Source organism: Pseudomonas sp. R5-89-07 (assembly GCF_003851685.1).
In the GTDB taxonomy this organism is placed as follows: Bacteria; Pseudomonadota; Gammaproteobacteria; order Pseudomonadales; family Pseudomonadaceae; genus Aquipseudomonas.
The window spans coordinates 5,910,384-5,928,781 of the sequence record NZ_CP027727.1 but is presented as its reverse complement, the minus strand read 5'-3'; the positions used below and the strand labels follow the sequence as shown (position 1 = coordinate 5,928,781).

Annotated in this window: 19 protein-coding genes; 11 read left to right on the top strand and 8 right to left on the bottom strand. The window is 62.2% G+C overall.

The features are described from left to right. Positions 1-5 precede the first annotated feature (5 nt). The 7 genes from hflC to cfaB all read left to right on the top strand — a co-directional run bounded on the left by hflC (position 6) and on the right by cfaB (position 7,237). Positions 6-998 carry a protease modulator HflC gene (gene hflC / locus C4J94_RS27250; RefSeq protein ID WP_164485633.1) on the top strand — a complete coding sequence of 331 codons (993 nt, stop codon included), beginning with the start codon at positions 6-8 and terminating at the stop codon, positions 996-998. Further along, the gene (hflK, locus tag C4J94_RS27245) at positions 995-2,029 is read left to right on the top strand and encodes a protease modulator HflK (RefSeq protein ID WP_124388853.1); all 1,035 of its coding nucleotides are present in this window, start codon (positions 995-997) and stop codon (positions 2,027-2,029) included. Before hflC ends, hflK begins: the two co-directional genes overlap by 4 nt. Then, positions 2,026-3,912, top strand: a complete 1,887-nt coding sequence (locus tag C4J94_RS27240; RefSeq protein WP_124388852.1) for a cation-translocating P-type ATPase — start codon at positions 2,026-2,028, stop codon at positions 3,910-3,912. Before hflK ends, C4J94_RS27240 begins: the two co-directional genes overlap by 4 nt. Positions 3,913-4,029: 117 nt before the next feature. Next, complete coding sequence (locus C4J94_RS27235) at positions 4,030-4,281, top strand: hypothetical protein (RefSeq protein WP_124388851.1); 252 nt, start codon at positions 4,030-4,032, stop codon at positions 4,279-4,281. A 60-nt stretch (positions 4,282-4,341) separates the two neighbouring features. Beyond that, a complete protein-coding gene (locus C4J94_RS27230; protein WP_124388850.1) occupies positions 4,342-5,187 on the top strand; it encodes a DUF692 domain-containing protein in 846 nt (281 codons plus the stop codon). Then, positions 5,178-5,966: a DNA-binding domain-containing protein gene (locus C4J94_RS27225; RefSeq protein ID WP_124388849.1), complete on the top strand. Its 789-nt coding sequence runs from the start codon at positions 5,178-5,180 to the stop codon at positions 5,964-5,966. The genes C4J94_RS27230 and C4J94_RS27225 overlap by 10 nt, the downstream gene beginning before the upstream one ends. A gap of 86 nt (positions 5,967-6,052) precedes the next feature. Continuing rightward, entirely contained in the window at positions 6,053-7,237 is a 1,185-nt protein-coding gene (cfaB, locus tag C4J94_RS27220; protein ID WP_124388848.1) for a C17 cyclopropane fatty acid synthase CfaB, read from the top strand. 157 nt (positions 7,238-7,394) lie between these two features. Here cfaB and cls read toward each other — a convergent pair whose 3' ends face one another. Then, positions 7,395-8,834 (bottom strand): cardiolipin synthase, encoded by a 1,440-nt coding sequence (gene cls / locus C4J94_RS27215; RefSeq protein WP_124388847.1) that lies wholly within the window; start codon positions 8,832-8,834, stop codon positions 7,395-7,397. 130 nt (positions 8,835-8,964) lie between these two features. On the opposite strand from cls, the gene C4J94_RS27210 reads away from it, so the two are divergent. Beyond that, a complete protein-coding gene (locus C4J94_RS27210; RefSeq protein WP_124388846.1) occupies positions 8,965-9,486 on the top strand; it encodes a DUF3617 domain-containing protein in 522 nt (173 codons plus the stop codon). Here the strand turns inward: C4J94_RS27210 and C4J94_RS27205 are convergent. From C4J94_RS27205 to folE2, 6 genes are read right to left on the bottom strand one after another with little or no spacing between them, the layout of a single operon-like run. Beyond that, on the bottom strand, positions 9,483-10,820 hold the full coding sequence (locus tag C4J94_RS27205; RefSeq protein WP_124388845.1) for a dihydroorotase: 1,338 nt from the start codon (positions 10,818-10,820) through the stop codon (positions 9,483-9,485). The genes C4J94_RS27210 and C4J94_RS27205 overlap by 4 nt on opposite strands. Positions 10,821-10,823: 3 nt before the next feature. Continuing rightward, the gene (locus C4J94_RS27200; RefSeq protein WP_124388844.1) at positions 10,824-11,384 is read right to left on the bottom strand and encodes a DapH/DapD/GlmU-related protein; all 561 of its coding nucleotides are present in this window, start codon (positions 11,382-11,384) and stop codon (positions 10,824-10,826) included. Further along, entirely contained in the window at positions 11,381-12,259 is an 879-nt protein-coding gene (locus tag C4J94_RS27195; RefSeq protein WP_124388843.1) for a metal ABC transporter substrate-binding protein, read from the bottom strand. Before C4J94_RS27195 ends, C4J94_RS27200 begins: the two co-directional genes overlap by 4 nt. A gap of 11 nt (positions 12,260-12,270) precedes the next feature. Further along, a complete protein-coding gene (locus C4J94_RS27190) occupies positions 12,271-13,137 on the bottom strand; it encodes a metal ABC transporter permease (protein WP_124388842.1) in 867 nt (288 codons plus the stop codon). Continuing rightward, positions 13,137-13,805, bottom strand: coding sequence for a metal ABC transporter ATP-binding protein (locus C4J94_RS27185; RefSeq protein ID WP_124388841.1), 669 nt, complete (start codon positions 13,803-13,805; stop codon positions 13,137-13,139). Before C4J94_RS27185 ends, C4J94_RS27190 begins: the two co-directional genes overlap by 1 nt. Further along, positions 13,802-14,692 carry a GTP cyclohydrolase FolE2 gene (folE2, locus tag C4J94_RS27180; protein WP_124388840.1) on the bottom strand — a complete coding sequence of 297 codons (891 nt, stop codon included), beginning with the start codon at positions 14,690-14,692 and terminating at the stop codon, positions 13,802-13,804. Before folE2 ends, C4J94_RS27185 begins: the two co-directional genes overlap by 4 nt. Before the next feature lie 129 nt (positions 14,693-14,821). On the opposite strand from folE2, the gene C4J94_RS27175 reads away from it, so the two are divergent. Continuing rightward, on the top strand, positions 14,822-16,033 hold the full coding sequence (locus C4J94_RS27175) for an N-acetylmuramoyl-L-alanine amidase (RefSeq protein ID WP_124388839.1): 1,212 nt from the start codon (positions 14,822-14,824) through the stop codon (positions 16,031-16,033). On the opposite strand, the gene C4J94_RS27170 is transcribed toward C4J94_RS27175, so the two are convergent. After that, a complete protein-coding gene (locus C4J94_RS27170) occupies positions 16,030-16,398 on the bottom strand; it encodes a glutamine synthetase (protein WP_124388838.1) in 369 nt (122 codons plus the stop codon). The genes C4J94_RS27175 and C4J94_RS27170 overlap by 4 nt on opposite strands. A gap of 139 nt (positions 16,399-16,537) precedes the next feature. Between C4J94_RS27170 and zigA the strand changes: the two genes are divergently transcribed. Both zigA and C4J94_RS27160 read left to right on the top strand, forming a co-directional pair. After that, positions 16,538-17,746 (top strand): zinc metallochaperone GTPase ZigA, encoded by a 1,209-nt coding sequence (zigA, locus tag C4J94_RS27165; protein ID WP_124388837.1) that lies wholly within the window; start codon positions 16,538-16,540, stop codon positions 17,744-17,746. Further along, positions 17,746-18,390 carry a DUF1826 domain-containing protein gene (locus C4J94_RS27160; protein WP_124388836.1) on the top strand — a complete coding sequence of 215 codons (645 nt, stop codon included), beginning with the start codon at positions 17,746-17,748 and terminating at the stop codon, positions 18,388-18,390. Before zigA ends, C4J94_RS27160 begins: the two co-directional genes overlap by 1 nt. Positions 18,391-18,398: the final 8 nt, after the last annotated feature.

Here is an 18,398-nt window from a genome sequence, read left to right as displayed (position 1 = left end):
TCTGTCTGTTGAGCGCTCATTCTCACGATCACGGTCATCACCATCATCACGGTCACCATCACCATCATGGTGACGAACAGGTCGAAAGCCCTTTTCCCTGGCGGCGCATGGCCTGGGCAGTAGTGCTCGTGCTGTTTGCCATCGCGGCGGCGAGCCTGGTGCAGGTGCGCTCCGGCGAGGCCACGGTGATTACCCGCTTCGGCAACCCGGTGCGGGTGCTGCTGGAACCGGGCCTGGGCTGGCGCTGGCCGGCGCCGTTTGAAGCGGCGATCCCGGTTGATCTGCGCCTGCGCACCACCTCCAGCGGTTTGCAGGATGTGGGCACACGCGATGGCCTGCGGATCATCGTGCAGGCCTACGTGGCGTGGCAGGTGCAGGGCGATACCGACAACGTGCAGCGCTTCATGCGCGCGGTGCAGAACCAGCCGGATGAAGCGGCGCGGCAGATCCGCACCTTCGTCGGCTCGGCGCTGGAAACCACGGCGGCCAGTTTCGACCTGTCCAGCCTGATCAACACCGACGCTAGCCAGGTGCGCATCGCCGATTTCGAAGCCCAGCTGCGCCAGCAGATCGACCAGCAATTGCTCGCCACCTATGGCGTACGCGTGGCCCAGGTGGGCATTGAGCGGCTGACATTGCCCTCGGTGACCCTCACCGCCACGGTCGACCGCATGCGCGCCGAACGCGAAACCATCGCCACCGAGCGCACCGCCGTGGGCAAGCGCGAGGCGGCGCAGATCCGCTCGGCGGCCGAACGCGATGCCCGCATCGTGCAAGCCGATGCCACCGTGAAAGCCGCTGATATCGAAGCCCAGTCGCGGGTTGAAGCAGCGCAGATTTATGGCCGTGCCTACGCGGGTAATCCACAGCTGTACAACCTGCTGCGCTCGTTGGATACCTTGGGTACCGTGGTGACGCCGGGCACCAAGATCATCCTGCGCACCGATGCCGCACCGTTTCGCGCGCTGGTGGATGGGCCCAAGGATGTTCAACCATGAGCGAGCGTGACAGCCCGGACAGCCCATGGATCCAGGCCGGGCGCCTGACCTTCCTGGCGCTGTACGCGGTCACTGTATTGGCGGCGTTGGCCTGGGCGTTTTCCAATGTGCGCCAGATCGACCCGCAGAACCGCGCCATGGTGCTGCACTTCGGCGCCCTTGACCGCCTCCAGAATGCCGGGCTGCTGCTGGCCTGGCCGCAACCTTTCGAACAGGTGGTGTTGCTGCCAGCGGCAGACCGGGTGATCGAGCGTCGGGTAGAAAACCTGTTGCGTTCAGAGGCGGCGGTACAGGCTGATCGTGTAGCCAGTTTCGCCACCCCCTTGAGCGACACGCTGGCCGGTTCCGGTTATTTGCTGACCGGTGATGCCGGGATTGTGCAGCTGGATGTGCGGGTGTTCTACAAGGTCACCGAGCCCTACGCCTTTGTATTGCAGGGCGAGCATGTGCTGCCCGCGCTGGACCGCCTGGTGACTCGCAGTGCCGTCGCACTGACGGCGGCGCGGGACCTGGACACCATCCTGGTGGCGCGCCCCGAGCTGATCGGCGCTGATAACGGCGCCGCCGAGCGCCGCGAACGGCTGCGCGGCGACCTGGTGCAAGGCATCAACCAGCGCTTGGCGCAACTGACCGCCAGTGGGCTGGGGCTGGGCATCGAAGTGACCCGGGTCGATGTGCAATCGAGCCTGCCGGGCCCGGCGGTGAACGCGTTCAACGCGGTACTTACCGCCAGCCAGCAAGCCGACAAAGCGGTGGCCAACGCGCGTACCGATGCGGAAAAACTCACCCAAACCGCCAACCAGGAGGCCGACCGCCAGGTGCAGGTGGCCCATGCCCAGGCCAGCGAGCGTCTGGCCAGTGCCCAGGCGCAAACCGCCACCGTCGCCAGCCTGGCGCAAGTCAACGACCCCGGCTTGCTGCTGCGCCTGTACCGTGAGCGCCTGCCGAAGATTCTGGGCCAGGCCGGCTCGGTGACCACGGTCGATCCGAAAGACGACTCCCGTTTGATCATTCAGGGAGCCGAGCAATGAGCGCACCCATGCTGACTTCCGCCGAGCAGCGCAGCGCCGCCCGGCAACTGACCCTGGCCATGCTGGCCCTGGGCTTACTGCTATTGGGCCTGGCGTGGCGTTGGCTGGCGGCGGACCAGGGCGGGGTCAGCCAACTGCTGCTCGGTGTGGCCTCGCTGCTGGTGGCCGTGCCGGTCATGCGGTCGGCCTGGTACAGCCTGCGCTACCCGAGCCTGCATGGCATCACTGACCAGTTGATCGCGCTGGCGATGATCGGCGCCTGGGCCACGGGCGATCTGCTCACCGCCGCGTTGCTGCCGATCATCATGATTTTCGGGCACGTGCTCGAAGAGCGCAGCGTGATCGGCTCCCAGGAGGCGATCCATGCGCTGGGCAAGCTCACTCGTAGCCATGCACGCCGGGTACAGGCCGACGGCAGCATTGTGGAAGTGGATAACAGCACGCTGAACACTGGCGATGTGGTCGAAGTGCGCGCCGGCGACCGCGTGCCTGCCGATGGCGTGGTGCTGTCGGGCCAGGCCAGCCTGGACACGGCGCCGATCACCGGTGAATCGGTGCCCCTGGAAGCCAGCGCGGGCGTCCAGGTGTTTGGCGGGGCGATCAACCTGGACGGCCTGCTGCGCCTTGAAGTAACGCGCACGGGCAATGAGTCGACCTTGGGCAAGGTGATCGCGCTGATGCAGAACGCCGAGCGTTCCAAACCGCCGATCACCCGGTTGCTGGAGCGCTATGCCGGCAGCTACATGGTGCTGGTGCTGTTACTGGCGGCGGTCACCTGGTTTGTCACCAACGACGCCCAGGCGATGCTTGCGGTGCTGGTGGCGGCGTGTCCGTGTGCGTTGGTGTTGTCGGCACCGGCCACGGCGATTGCCGGGATTGCGGTGGCGGCACGGCACGGGATTCTAATCCGCAGCTCGGCGTTTCTGGAAGAGCTGGCGGACCTCACCTCACTGGTGGTCGACAAGACCGGTACCTTGACCTTCGGCACCTTGCGCTTGCAGTCCATCGAAGCTGCATCTACCGATCGCCAGGCGTTGCTCAACCTTGCGGCCAGCCTCGGTTCGGCCAGCAGCCACCCGGTCAGCCGTGCGCTGGCGGGGCTGGCGACACAGGAACAGCGGGTGGCGCTGACCGATATCCGCGAGCGCCAGGGGCTCGGTGTGGTGGCGCACACTGAACAGGGCGAAGCGGCGTTGGGTCGCCCCGAACTGTTCGGGCAACTGGGTATCGTCACGGCTGCCGTTCCGCACCACGACGGCCCGATTGCCGGGCTGGCGCTGAACGGACAGTTCCTGGCCTGGCTGCTGTTGGCCGATAGCGTCAAACCGGAAGCTCGCCAGGCCCTGCAAGAATTGCGCGACCTGGGGCTGGGCCGCCAACTGCTGCTCACCGGCGACCGCCAGAGCGTGGCCGACAGCCTGGCCGTGAACGTGGGCATCGCTGAAGTCCAGGCCCAAGCGCTGCCGGAAGACAAACTCAACCGTGTGCTGGGGGAGATCGGCAGCGGTTTCCGGCCAATGGTGGTAGGGGACGGGATCAACGACTCCCTGGCGCTCAAAGCCGGGGTGGTCGGCGTGGCAATGGGCGCGGGCGGTGCCGATATCGCCCTGGCCTCGGCAGACGTGGTGCTGATCGGCAGCGACCTGCGCCGCCTGGGCACCTGCGTGCGCCTGAGTCGCCAGTGCCGGCACACCTTGCAGGTCAACGTGATCATCGGCCTGGGCTGGACGCTGGCTATCGTGGTGTTCGCCGCTTTCGGCTGGCTGGGCGCGGCCGGCGCCATGATCGCTGCGGTGTTGCACAACCTCAGTACCTTGCTGGTGCTCGGTAATGCCGGGCGGTTGCTGCGCTTTCAGGAGCCGCTGTTGAAGCTTGACGAATAATTTTCGGAAATCTTTGTACAGGGCTGTAACGCTAAAAGGGCACCTCACTCTAGTGGTGTGTCGAGACTGGACAATCCGTTCAGACCGACACCACCACTGACCGTTGAGGACTACACAATGAATATCAAAAACGCCGTTTCCGGTGCTGCCCTGGCTATCGCTGCTGCTTCCATGTTCGCCGGCGTCACCACCCAGGTACAGGCCGCCGACGCTCCGGTTCATTGCTACGGCGTAACCTCCTGCAAAGGCATGAACGATTGCAAGACCGCTGAAAATGCCTGCAAAGGCCAGGCGGTGTGCAAAGGCCACGGCTTCAAGGCCATGAGCAAGGCTGAGTGCGCCAAGGCCGGTGGCAAAGTCGGCGAGTAACCGACACGCGAGTGCAACCGCAGCGGCCCCGCTGCTGCGGACACTTTCCAGGAGCGCATGATGGCCAGTTCTTTCCCTTCCCTGGGTTACGGCCTGGGACTACGCAACGAATACTACGAGCAGATCCTCGCGCAATCCCCTGCGGTGGATTGGTTCGAAGTGATCTCCGAAAACTACCTGGTGCAGGGCGGCAAAGCCTTGTACTACCTGGACGCGATAGCCGAACGCTATCCCCTGGTGATGCACGGCGTGTCCCTGTCGATTGGCGGGCCCCACGCCATCGATACCGACTACCTCAAACAGATCCAACAGCTTGCCGAGCGCATCCAGCCGGCGTGGGTTTCCGATCATCTGTGCTGGAGCCGTGGCAGCGCACACCAGCTGCATGACCTGCTGCCCCTGCCGTACACCGAAGAAAGCCTGTACCACGTGGCCGCTCGTGTACGGCAGGTGCAAGACGTGTTGCAACGGCCGCTGGTGCTGGAAAATGTCTCCAGCTATGTGCGCTCCAGGGCCGATGAGTTCACCGAGTGGCAGTTTCTCAGCGCCCTGGCACATCTGACCGGATGTCAATTGCTGCTGGACGTGAACAATGTGTACGTCAGCTCGCGCAATCATGGCTTTGATGCCTGGACGTTTATCCAGAACCTGCCGCCTGAGAGCATTCGCCAGCTGCATCTGGCGGGGCATATGGACTATGGCGACTACGTGGTCGATACCCACGATCACCCGGTGTGCGATCCAGTGTGGGCGCTCTATCAGCGCACTTTGGAGCGGGTGGGGCCGGTGTCGACGCTGCTGGAGCGCGACGACCATTTTCCGCCATTCGAAGAACTGCTGGCCGAACTGGGCAAGGCCCGCGAATTGGGGGCCACGGCTTTGGCGAGGAGAGCGTCATGCGTCTGATCGATTGGCAACTGGCCTTCGAGGCGCAGCTGTTGTCGGAAAACTGCGCCGCCAACCGTGGCTTTACCGACACCTTGCTCGGCGGCCCGACGCTGAATGTGGACACGGGCCTGGCGATTTATCACAACGCCTACCTGTCCCGACTGCAGGAAGTGCTGCGGCATGACTTCGGCGCCATCCGGTACTGGTTGGGGGACGAGGAATTTGCCGCGCTGAGCCAGGCGTACATTCGTCGTTATCCCTCGCAGCATTACAGCCTGCGTTGGCTGGGTGAACGTTTCGCCGCCTTTATCCTTGAGTATCTGGTGGCCGACCAAAGTGCCCCGCTGGCGGAACTGGCGCAGTTGGAGTGGGCGTTCACCCTGGCATTCGATGCGCCTGCGGGCGAGCCGCTGAGCCTCGATCACATGGCGCAACTGGCGCCTGAGGATTGGCCGGGATTACGCGTATCGCTGGTGCCTTCCGTCCATTACTTGGCGTGCCGTTTCAATACGGTGAATATCTGGCGGGCCCACAAGGATGAATCAGACTTTCCCGGCAGTCAGGCGCTGGACCCGGCGCAGGTCTGCCTGGTGTGGCGCCATCAGAACCTGTGTCATTACCGCAGTCTGGAACCTGCTGAAGCCCACGCGCTGACAGGCATGATCACCACTGGCTGGAACTTTTCAGAACTGTGCATCGAGTTGGCAGTCACTTATGGAGAGGGGGCACCACTGCAAGCGGCCACGTGGTTGAAACAGTGGATCCAGGACGGGTTGCTCGAGCGTCGGGCTTCTTAGCGGGCAGTTATTTAATCGATAGCTTCCTACTTTATTTTGGATGGTCTACCCTCACAGCAGACGTCTGAAACAAGGGGGGACTACTCATGCTCGCGCAACTTCCACCGGCCTTACAGAATCTTCAGCTACCGCTGCGTCTTCGACTCTGGGACGGCCATGAATTCAACCTGGGCCCCGAGCCCAGTGTGACCATCGTGGTGAAGGACCCTACGGTCGTCACACAGCTGACCCATCCCACGCTCGATTCACTGGGCGAAGCCTTCGTCGAGGGCAAACTGGAGCTGGAAGGCTCTATCGCCGAGGTGATCAGGGTATGTGACGAGTTAAGTCACGCCTTGATCGACGACGACGATGGCCCTCGTCCGGTGCGCTCGATCCACGACAAGGCGACCGACGCGGCGGCCATTTCCTACCATTACGACCTGTCCAACGAGTTCTACCAGCTATGGCTGGACCAGGACATGGCGTACTCCTGCGGTTATTTCGAAACCGGCAGCGAGTCCATCGACCAGGCCCAACAAGACAAATTTCGCCATCTGTGTCGCAAATTGCGGCTGCAGCCGGGTGAGTATCTGCTCGATGTGGGATGCGGGTGGGGCGGGCTTGCGCGGTTTGCGGCGCGGGAATTCGGGGTCAAGGTGTTCGGGATTACCTTGAGCAAGGAACAACTGGCCCTGGCCCAGGAGCGGGTGAAAGCCGAAGGCCTGGAGGATCAGGTCGACCTGCAACTGCTCGACTACCGCGACCTGCCTCAGGACGGTCGTTTCGACAAAGTGGTGAGCGTGGGCATGTTCGAGCACGTTGGCCACGCCAATCTGGCGCAATACTGTCAGATTCTTAACGGCGCAGTACGTGAAGGCGGCTTGGTGATGAACCATGGCATCACCGCCAAACACACCGATGGCCGTCCCGTGGGCCGTGGCGCCGGGGATTTTATTGAGCGCTATGTTTTCCCCAACGGCGAGCTGCCGCACCTGGCGATGATGACGGCCGAAATCAGCGAAGTCGGACTGGAAGTGGTGGATGTCGAAAGCTTGCGCCTGCACTACGCCCGTACGCTGGACCATTGGAGCGAGCGGCTGGAGGACAACCTCGAAGCGGCGGCGAAAATGGTGCCGGAGCATGCGTTGCGTATCTGGCGGCTGTACCTGGCAGGGTGCGCCTACGCCTTTGCGCGGGGCTGGATCAACCTGCACCAGATCCTGGCGGTGAAACCCCATGCCGATGGCAGCCATGAACTGCCGTGGACGCGGGAAGATCTGTACCGCTGAAACCGCTTGATGAGAGAGGAGGCTCGCCCTGCTTTTTGTAGGAGCGAGCTTGCTCGCGAAGAACTCTGGGCTGCGAGTTTATTCAGGGTGAACGCGTTGCCTGGACGTTTTTCGCGAGCAAGCTCGCTCCTACAGTGAAGCCAGGGCTTGGCGCCTGTTAGAGAATCGGCGAGATCAAGCGCGCCACGCGCATGCCCAGTTGCTGCAGGCGCCGGGTTTCACGGCTTTCTTCCTGGCTCACTTCATGGGCCAGGGCGAAGTCGTCCAGCAGCATCTGCTCCACCTGTTTGGCAAAGGCCTCGTCGACCGTCAGCAACATCACTTCAAAATTCAGCCGGAATGAACGGTTGTCCATGTTGGCGCTGCCGATGGCGCTGATTTCGCTGTCCACCAACACCACCTTTTGATGCACAAACCCGGGCATGTAGCGGAACACCCGCACGCCGGCGCGTACTGCTTCGATCGCGTAGAGGCTGGAGGCGGCATACACGATGCGGTGGTCCGGTCGCGAGGGCAGCAGCACACGCACATCCACGCCGCGCAAGACAGCCAGGCGCAGGGCGGCGAACACCGCTTCGTCGGGGATGAAATACGGGCTGGTGATCCATACGCGTTCGGTCGCGGCATGAATGGCCTCGACAAAAAACAGCGAGCAGGTTTCATACGGATCCGCCGGGCCGCTGGCGAGCAACTGGCAGAGCACGCCATCTTCCGGATAAGCGTCCGGCAGGATCAGCGGCGGCAATTCCCGCGCGGCCCAGAACCAGTCCTCGGCGAACGACTCCTGTAAGCACGCGACCACCGGGCCGCTGACCTGCACGTGGGTGTCGCGCCACGGCGCCAAGGGCGGCTTTTTGCCGAGGTACTCATCACCTACGTTATGCCCGCCGACAAACCCGGTGATGCCGTCCACCACCACGATCTTGCGGTGGTTGCGGAAGTTGACCTGGAAACGGTTCAGCCAGCCGCTGCGGGTGGCGAAGGCTTTGACCTTGACCCCGGTGTCGCGCAACGATTGCACGTAGTGATGGGGCAGGGCGTGGCTGCCGATGCGGTCGTAGAGCACGTAGATGTCCACGCCTTCGGCCGCTTTTGCGCTGAGCAACCTGTGCAGTTGGCGGCCGAGCTCGTCGTCATGAATGATGAAGAACTGGAACAGCACCGCGGTTTTCGCGTTGCGGATGGCTTCGAAGATGGCGCTGAAGGTGGCATCGCCATTGATCAGCAACTGTACCTGGTTGTTGGCCAGGCAGGGCATGCGGCCCAGTTTGGGCATGGCGCGCAACGAGGCGTAGGCACTGGAGTTGCGCGCGGCCAGCGCTTCCTCGACCCAGGGGCGCCAATTCAATTCGGCGATTGCCGTGTGCATTTCCTGGTTGGCCTGGCGCCGCGCCTGAATGTAGGCATCGAAGGTGCTGCGGCCAAAAATCAGGTAGGGAATCAGCGTGAGATAAGGCATGAACATCAGCGACAGCGCCCAGGCAATCGAGCCTTGGGCGGTCCTGACGGTCAGTACCGCATGGATGGCGGCGAGGCTCCCGAGAAAATGCAGCGTGGCAATGAAGTAGGCGAGCAGGTGCGGGCCAAAAAAATCCATGAACGACATCACTCCAGGCAATCCAGTGCCTAACAGACCATGTTCCATCGTGAATGTCGCTATTTTATTTGCCGTGCAACACTGGCGCCTTTGCGGCGTCTAACGCCCACTATTGCCCAGGAGTTACCCGATGAATGCTCGTCTGCTCTGTTTGTCCATGGTTGTTGGTTTGTCGCTGCCGGTGGTGGCACAGGCGCAGATGTTGGCGCCGGGCTTGTGGGAATTGACGACCAGCAATATGAAAGTCGACAACCAGGATCTGCCGGACCTGTCGCTGATCCTCGGCCAGCTCAAGCAACAGATGACCCCTGAACAGCGTGCCATGCTGGAAAAGCAGGGCATCACCATGGCCGGTAAAGGCGTGCAGGTGTGCCTCACGCCAGCCCAGGTCGCTTCCGACTCCATCCCCCTGACTGACCCGCAATCGGGTTGCAAACAGGAAGTGACCGACAAGACCGGCAACCAGTGGAAATTCCGCTTCAGCTGCCCGAAAGCCCAGGGCACGGGCGTGGCGACCTTCCAGAGCCAGAAGGAATTCACCACCACCGTCAACGGCACCTTCAATGCCACCGGCATCCAGCAAAAGGGCAGCCTGGACACCCACGCGCAGTGGCTGGGTAATAACTGCGGTACCGTCAAACCCCGCGCTTAACGCAGGAAATGCAGGGGCAGGCCCTGGCAGCTGTCGACCACCTGGCCGTTGTGCCACGCCAGGTGGCCCGACACCAGGGTAGTGCTGACGCTGTGGCGAAAGCTGCGCTCGGCAAAAGGCGTCCAGCCGCAACGGGCCAGGATCGGTTGGCTGCTCACGGGTTTGCCGGCAGGCTCGGGCTTGATCAGTACCAGGTCGGCCCAATACCCCTCGCGCAGATAACCTCGATCCGGAATGGCAAACAGGTCGGCGACGCGATGACTGGTTTTGGCCACCAGTGTGGTCAGCGGCAGCAGCCCATCTGCCACCAGTTCCAGCAACGCCGGTAGCGCATGTTGCACCAAGGGCAAACCCGCCGGCGCCTGGCGATAGTCCAACTGCTTTTGTGCCCAGGTATGCGGCGCATGGTCACTACCAATCACATCCAGACGATCACTCAATAAAGCCAGGCGCAGCGCGTCGCGGTCGGCGCGGGTCTTGATCGCCGGGTTGCATTTGATCTGATGACCGAGGCGCTGATAGTCGCGGTCGTCGAACAGCAAGTGGTGCAGGCAGACTTCGGCGGTGATGTGTTTTTCCGACAGCGGCTTGTCTTCGAACAAGGCCAATTCCCGCGCGCTGGTCAGGTGCAACACGTGCAAGCGCGTTCCATGGCGCTTGGCCAATTCCACGGCAAACGATGAGGAGCGATAGCACGCCTCGGCATCGCGGATCAGCGCATGGGCCACGGCGGGGATGCGCTCGCCGAAGCGGTCACGCAGGCGCAGTTCGTTGGCCTGGATGCTCGGTGTGTGTTCGCAGTGAGCCAGCAGGATCGTTGGCACTTCGGCAAACAGGCGCTCCAGCGTCTGCGGGTCATCCACCAGCATATCGCCGGTGGACGCGCCCATGAACACTTTGACTCCTGCCACGTCGCGCGGGTCGAGGGCCGCGACGGTGTCGAGGTTGGCGTGGCTCACGCCAAAGTGAAAGCCGTAGTTGGCCACCGAGTGCAACGCGGCGCGGCGCTTTTTATCGGCCAGGGCGTCCAGGCTCAACGTGGCCGGTTGGGTATTGGGCATGTCTATGAAGCTGGTAATGCCACCGGCCACCGCTGCGCGGGACTCGCTGTAGAAGCTGCCTTTGTCCGGTGCGCCGGGTTCGCGAAAGTGCACCTGGTCATCGATCATTCCTGGCAACAACCATTGGCCTTGAGCGTCGATCTCCACCGGTTCGTTTGCGTGTTCAATGCTGCTGGCAATCTTCTCGATGCGGCCACTGACCACCAGCACATCCGCATCGAACTCCTGGCCCTCATTGACCAGTCTGGCATTGCGAATCAATAGGCGGCTCATGCTTCAGAACTCGTTTTGCAGGGCTTTGTAACCGCGCACCAGGTCGACATTGGTGCGGGCCACGTCTTCGGAAAACTCCGAGGCGCTGACGCTCACTGGCGCGAACTGCGACAAGTCGGTGGAGGGCCCGATGCGGGTGGTGGAGGGCACGTAGAAGGCAGCGGGCAGGTCGCGCTCGTCCACTACCGAGTTGTGCCGCACCACCGAGCCGTCGCCCACCACGCAATTGAACAGCACACTGTTGAAACCGATAAACACGCGGTCGCCCACGGTGCAGGGACCGTGGACGATGGAGCGGTGTGCAATGGAGGTGAACTCGCCGATCGTCACGGCGGCGCCGGATTTGGAATGGATCACCACGCCGTCCTGGATGTTGGAGTTGGCACCGATGGTGATCGGGTCCATGGCGCCGCTGGCGTTGACTTCGTCGGCGCGGATCACGGCGTAGGGGCCGACAAATACGTTTTCGCCGATGATCACCTTGCCGCAGATGATCGCGGTTTTGTCGACGTAGGCCGATTCGGCAATCACCGGCAGATCGCCCGAAGGGTTCTTGCGGATCATGGTTTGCTTAAGCTCGCGCACAGGGTGTTGAGGTTGTATTCGAACAGCCCGATAAAGGTGCTGGCCGGGCCTTCGGCGGCGAGGGCGTCGGAGTACAGCGTGCCGCCAATCTGCGCGCCGCTTTCGTCGGCGATTTGCTTGAGCAGGCGCGAGTCCTTGATGTTCTCCATGAACACGGCCTTGACCTTGTCCTTGCGAATCTGGGTGATCAGCGCGGCCACTTCGGCGGCTGACGGCTCACGCTCGGTGGACAGACCCTGAGGCGCCAGGAATTGAATGCCATAGGCCTGGCCCAGGTAACCGAAGGCGTCATGGGAGGTCACGATACGGCGGTTGCCTGCGGGCAGGGCGCCGAACTTGGCCTTGGCTTCGGCCAGCACGCGGTGGATTTCCTTGAGGTAGGCCTGGCTGTTGCGCAGGTAATCCGCCTGGTTGGCCGGGTCGGCGGTGACCAGCGCTTTGGTGATGTTGTTGACGTAGATTTCGGCGTTGGCCAGGTTGTGCCAGGCGTGTGGGTCGGGAATGGTTTCGCCGTCCTCGTCCATGGTGTGGGAGATCACGCCTTTGCTGGCAGTGACCACCGTGGCCTTGGTTTCGGTGCTGGTCACCAGGCGGTCCAGCCAGGGCTCGAAGCCCAGGCCGTTCTTGATGATGAGCCTGGCCTTGAGCAACGCCTTGGCGTCGTCGGGGGTGGGTTCGTAGGTGTGGGCGTCGGCGTCCGGGCCGACCATGTTGCTGATCTGGATGTGGTCGCCACCGATCTGGTGGGTGATGTCATCGAGAATACTGAAGCTGGTGACCACCTGGAGTTTATCGGCGGCCTGGGCCATCGACAGCGGCAACAGCAGACTGAACAGCACGAGTAGAGCGCGCATCGGAAGACACCTCATTGGGATGTAAGCAAGGGCGGGCGGCGCAGCAAGCCGTGCACCGGACCGAAGGCCACGGACAGCAAATACCCGCCGCCCGCCACCAGCACGATGGCCGGGCCGCTGGGCAGTGAGTAGTAGAACGACAGCAACAAACCCAGCCACACCGACAGGCATCCCAGCACCGCCGATACCGCGATCAGCACCGGCAAGCGTCGGCTCCAGAAGCGCGAAGCGATGGCCGGCAGCATCATCAAGCCCACCACCATCAAGGCACCGATGGCCTGGAAACCGATGACCAGGTTCAGCACCACCAGGGTCAGGAACAACCCGTGGGCCAGCGGGCCGAGGCGGCTGACGGTTTGCAGGAACAGCGGGTCGAGGGTGTCGAGCAGCAGCGGCTTGTAGATCAGCGCCATGGCGATCAGGCTGAAACCGGAGACCCAGAGCATGCCGGTGAGGGTGGTTTCATCCACCGCCAGGGCGGAGCCGAACAGCAGGTGCAACAAGTCCAGACGCTTGCCGGCGATGCCGAGGATCAACACGCCGGCGGCGAGGGAGATGGGGTAGATGGCGGCGAGGCTGGCGTCTTCACGCAGGCCGGTGCGGCGGGTGATCCAGGCGGACAGCCCGGCCATGCTCAGTCCCGCACCCAGGCCGCCGATGGTCAACGCCGGCAGGCTCAACCCGGCGAACCAGAAGCCCAAAGCGGCGCCAGGCAGAATGCCGTGGGCCACGGCATCACCAATCAGGCTCATGCGTCGCAGGATCAAGAACACGCCCAGCGGCGCGGTGCTGCAGGCGAGTACCAAGCCACCGATCAGCGCGCGGCGCATGAAGACGAAATCGACAAAGGGCATCCACAAGTGGGCAGCAAAGTGCATCAGGCCACCTGCATTTGCGGTTGGGGGCGGATCAGCTCTTTGCTCGAGCCCAGTGCGCAGCCCGTGCTTTTGATGTGCAGCACATGCGGGGTGTGATGGCGCACCGACGCCAGGTCATGACAGACCACCATCAGCGTGCGGCCTTCGTCATGCCAGGCGTGAATGTGTTTCCAGCACAACGCCTGGCCTTCTTCGTCGAGCGCCGCGTGGGGCTCGTCGAGCAGCAGGATCGGTGAGTCGGCCAGGCTCATGCGCGCGAGCAGGGCGCGTTGCAGTTGGCCGCCGGACAGGGCCATTAGCGGGCGCTGCTCCAGGCCGCCGAGGCACCAGTCTTCCAGCACGGCGCGCAGGCGCTCGCTGCGTTGCTGCGGTGTGAGCTGGGTGCCCCAGAAGCCGGCGGCGACCAGTTCCTGCAGGCTGATGGGAAACTGCCGGTCCAGGTGTTGCTGCTGGGGCAGGAACGCCAGGCCGCCACGGCGTGGCACGTCGACGCTGACTTTCCCAGTCAGCGGCTTTTGCAGGCCGGCAATGACTTTGAGCAGGCTGCTCTTGCCACAGCCGTTGGGACCGATGACGCCGGTGAGGCTGCCTTTTTCCAAAATGAAATCCACCGCAGGGGTGAGCGGTTGGCCCGGAGCGCCCCAGCGCAATGCGTTGCAGGTGATCATGTGGCAGGTCTCGTCCAGCGGCTTTCAGCCACGGCATCGTGCGCGTGCAGGCTTTCGGCGTGGATCACTTTGAGGTGGAAGGCGTTGACCGCATCCGAGCGTTTCAAGGCGAGGTTCAGGCGGCGCGCGGCGTCTTCGCAGAACATCAGGTTCTGCCCATTGGCCAGGGCGAAGGCTTGTTCGTCTGCCCGTTTCACCGCGGTTTGCACGGCGGTGCCGAGCGCGGCTTCGGCATTGTTGATCAGTTCAAGTATTGGCAGTTCGTCACCCTGAATCTGCACGTGTAACTGCGCACTGCTGCGCTGGCTGTGGGGCGTGGCGACAATGCCGTCGGCGCTGCCGAGCCAGGTCAGTACTTCTGCATGCTGCAACGATTTGTTAGCGAAATCGGCAAGAAACTGCTGCTGAATCAACTGCCTGGCAAGGGCGGCGGAGCAAGGGCAGGTTGAGGAATAAGTAACGTCAATTTTTAGTTCCACGTGGAACATCTGGTTTTCCAGACGCGCCTCGATGCTCACCGGGTAACGCTTCCAACCGTCCAAAGCGCTGACCAGGGCAGGCCGTTTCAACAGCAGATCGGTGTGAATACGCAGATAGGCGTTGTTAGATAAATCTTCATGTGTGTGGAGAAACCGCTGCAGTACATTACGCAGAAGTGCAGGCGTAAGCGGTTGCTGGTCGAACATCTCCAGGGCCAGGTACAGGCGTGACATATGAATGCCACGGGCCGCGCCATCGTCCAGGCTTACGCCCGCATCGGCGGTGGCGGGCAGACGTTGGCCATCGAACAACACAGGCAAGGCAATGCCGCACATGCCGACCCAATCCAGTGGCAAGGCCTGGCGTGAAGCCTGCGCGGCGATATCCGGCAGAGTCAGCGCATTCATAAGCAGGTCCATCGTTGGAAATAATTCGACATGTTATAGTATAACAATAGAATCCACGATGAAATTTCTGCACCCACCTTTCTTCAGTCACGTCGAGCAGGGACGCTCCCTCAATTCGCGGTATAGGTCATGCACAGACGTCAGCTCCTCAACCTGCTGCTGGTCAGCCCCTTGTTCGCCTTGCCGCTGGGGGCGTACGCCACGCAGATCCGCAATGCGCGGCTGTGGCGTTCGGACGATAAGCTGCGGCTGGTGTTCGACCTCAGCGGTCCAGTGCAATACAAGACGTTTTCACTGGCCGCTCCTGAACGCGTGATCATCGACCTGAGCGGCGCGGGGCTCAGTGGCGACTTTTCCCAGTTGGTGCTGAAGAACAGTGGGATTACCTCGATTCGCTCCGGTCATTTCGGCAAGAACGATACCCGCATCGTGCTGGACCTGGCTGCGCCGATGCAGCTCAACAGTTTCCTGTTACCGCCCCAGGACGGTCAGGGCCATCGCCTGGTGCTTGACCTGACCAGCGCCACACACGCGCCTCGCCAGATCGCCGCCGAGCCTGCGCCATTGATCGCGCCGGTGGACAAGACTCATCCCAAGCGCGACATCATCGTGGTAGTCGACCCAGGCCACGGCGGTAAGGACCCCGGTGCTATCGGCTCCAAGGGCCAGCGGGAAAAAGACGTGGTGCTGTCGATTGCTCAACTGCTGGCCAAGCGGTTGAAGCGCGAAAAAGGCTTCGACGTAAAGCTGGTGCGCAACGATGACTTCTTCGTGCCGCTACGCAAGCGCGTGGACATCGCCCGCCAGCACAAAGCCGACATGTTCATCTCGGTACATGCCGACGCCGCCCCCAGGCTCACCGCGTCGGGGGCCTCGGTGTATGCGTTGTCCGAGGGCGGCGCCACCTCCGCCACTGCGCGCTTCATGGCGCAGCGTGAGAACGGCGCGGATCTGCTGGGCGCCACCACGTTGCTCAACCTGAAGGACAAAGACCCAATGCTGGCGGGGGTGATTCTGGACATGTCGATGAACGCCACCATCGCCTCCAGCCTGCAACTGGGCAGCTCGGTGTTGGGCAGCCTGCAAAACATCACCAGCCTGCATCAGAAGCGCGTGGAGCAGGCCGGCTTCGCGGTGCTCAAATCGCCGGACGTGCCGTCGATCCTGGTCGAGACCGGGTTTATCTCCAACACCCAGGACGCCCAGCGGTTGGTGACGGCGCGTCATCAACAGGCGGTGGCGGATGGCTTGTTCGACGGGCTGAAAAAATACTTCGAGAAGAACCCGCCGATGAACAGCTACATGGCCTGGGTGCAGGAGCGGAAGAATGGCCAGGTCTAACAGCCAGTGATTCGGCTGCAGGTGAACTTGGCGCTGGCTCCACCCGAACTGGAGAACCGGTTGAGGGTGGTCCAGCCCACGCGCCGTGTGTAGCCGACCCAGGCCTCACCGTCCGACGCCAACCCGGTAAAGAACGTCAGTTGCCCATAACGGCTGTTGGTTTGTGCCCAATAACGTTTGCCGATCACTTCGAACCCGCGCAGATACGTGGTGCTGCCCACTGTCGCCACGCTATAGGCGTTGCCCAGCGGGTCCACGCAGGCCAGCAGGTTGGCGCTGCGCGTGCAGTTGGCCAACAGGCTTGGGGGTTGCGCACAGGCAGGTCCTGCCGCTGCCAATAACAGGACGTAGCAAAGGCGTTTCATCGGCTTTCTCAGGGCTGGAAGGTGATCAAGCATTGCGCCCTTCGTCGCCAGGAACAAGAGAGATTGGCTTGTTTGTACTGTTATACTATAACATAAAACAAAGCCTGGCTTGACCGGGCAGCCAGATGAGATCGACCTGATGCCCAATCGTCTACCCGTTACCGTGTTGTCCGGCTTTCTCGGCGCCGGTAAAAGCACGCTGCTCAACTATGTGCTGCGCAACCGCGAAAACCTGCGGGTTGCGGTGATCGTTAACGATATGAGCGAAATCAACATCGACGGCAGTGAGGTCCAGCGTGACGTCACGCTCAATCGCGCCGAAGAAAAACTGGTGGAAATGAGCAACGGCTGCATCTGCTGCACCTTGCGTGAGGATTTGCTCGAAGAGGTCGGCAAGCTCGCCAGGGAAGGTCGGTTCGATTACCTGCTGATCGAATCCACCGGCATCTCCGAACCGCTGCCGGTGGCTGAAACCTTCACCTTTCGCGATGAAAACGAGCAAAGCCTGGCGGACATTGCACGCCTGGACACCATGGTTACGGTGGTCGACGGCGTGAATTTCCTGCTCGACTATCAGGCCGCAGAAAGCCTGGCCTCACGCGGGCAAACCCTGGGCGAAGAGGATGAGCGCTCGATCACCGACCTGTTGATCGAACAGATCGAATTCGCCGACGTGATTTTGATCAGCAAGATCGACCTGATCAGCAGCCACGAGCGCGAAGAGCTGATGGCAATCCTTGAGCGCCTCAATGCCCAGGCGCAGATCATCCCAATGGTCATGGGCCAAGTGCCGCTGGACAAGATTCTTAATACCGGTCGCTTTGATTTCGAACGCGCCGCCCAGGCCCCGGGCTGGTTGCAGGAGATGCGCGGCGAACACGTGGCGGAGACCGAAGAGTACGGCATTGCCTCTACCGTTTACCGTGCGCGCCGCCCCTTTCACCCACAACGGTTTTTCGACTTTATCGACCGCCCCTGGGTGAACGGCAAACTGTTGCGTTCCAAAGGCTTCTTCTGGCTGGCCAGCAAACATCGGGACGCCGGCAGTTGGTCCCAGGCCGGCGGTTTGATGCGCCATGGTTTTGCCGGGCGCTGGTGGCGTTTCGTGCCCAAAAGTGAATGGCCGCAAGACCCGGAAAGTGTCGCGGCGATTATGGAAAACTGGCAACCGAGCACCGGTGATTGCCGTCAGGAACTGGTGTTTATCGGGCAGAACATCGACTTCGCGACAATGCGCGCCGAGCTGGACCAGTGCCTGCTCACTGACGCGGAAATGGCCTTGGGTGTCGACGCTTGGCGCCAATGGGTCGACCCCTTTGGCCCTTGGTATGAAGAGGCAGCCGCCTGATGCTGGCCCCGGTGATTCCCCTGCGCCCCGTGATTCGCCAAACCCGTGGTGAAACCCCGCTGGCGCTGTCTGACATCCTCGACGACGGTGTGAACCTTGCGCTGTGGCAGCGCCAATTACCGGTGCATATCGCCGAGTTCGGCGCCTTGATGGTAGCGCTCGACGAGCCGCTGGCCGAAGCGCGGGTCATCGAATTGGGCAGCGAAGACAGCGCGCCGAACCTGCAGGGTCTGGCCTCCGGTTGCCGCGATCTGGAGGGCTATGATGGCTTTATCGCCGATGTGTCCTGGCTGGTCAGCGCGTTTGCCTGCCTGCTGGGCGCCAAGCGCATCGGTGTGCGTTTGCGCCTGCTGGACAAGGCCATGTGCCCGCGTTTTCATGTCGACCATGTGCCTGTGCGGCTGATCACCACCTATGCCGGCGTCGGCAGCCAGTGGCTGCGCGAAGGCGTCATGGACCGGCGCCGGTTGAGCCAGGCTGACGCCGAACCCACCGAACGCATCGAGCAGATCCTGTGTGGTGAAGTGGCCCTGCTCAAGGGCACAAAATGGCATGGCAATGAAAACCATGGCCTCATTCATCGCTCGCCGGCACTGAAAGCGAATGAACGTCGCTTGATTCTCACGCTGGATTGGCTGGCATAAACGCGTAG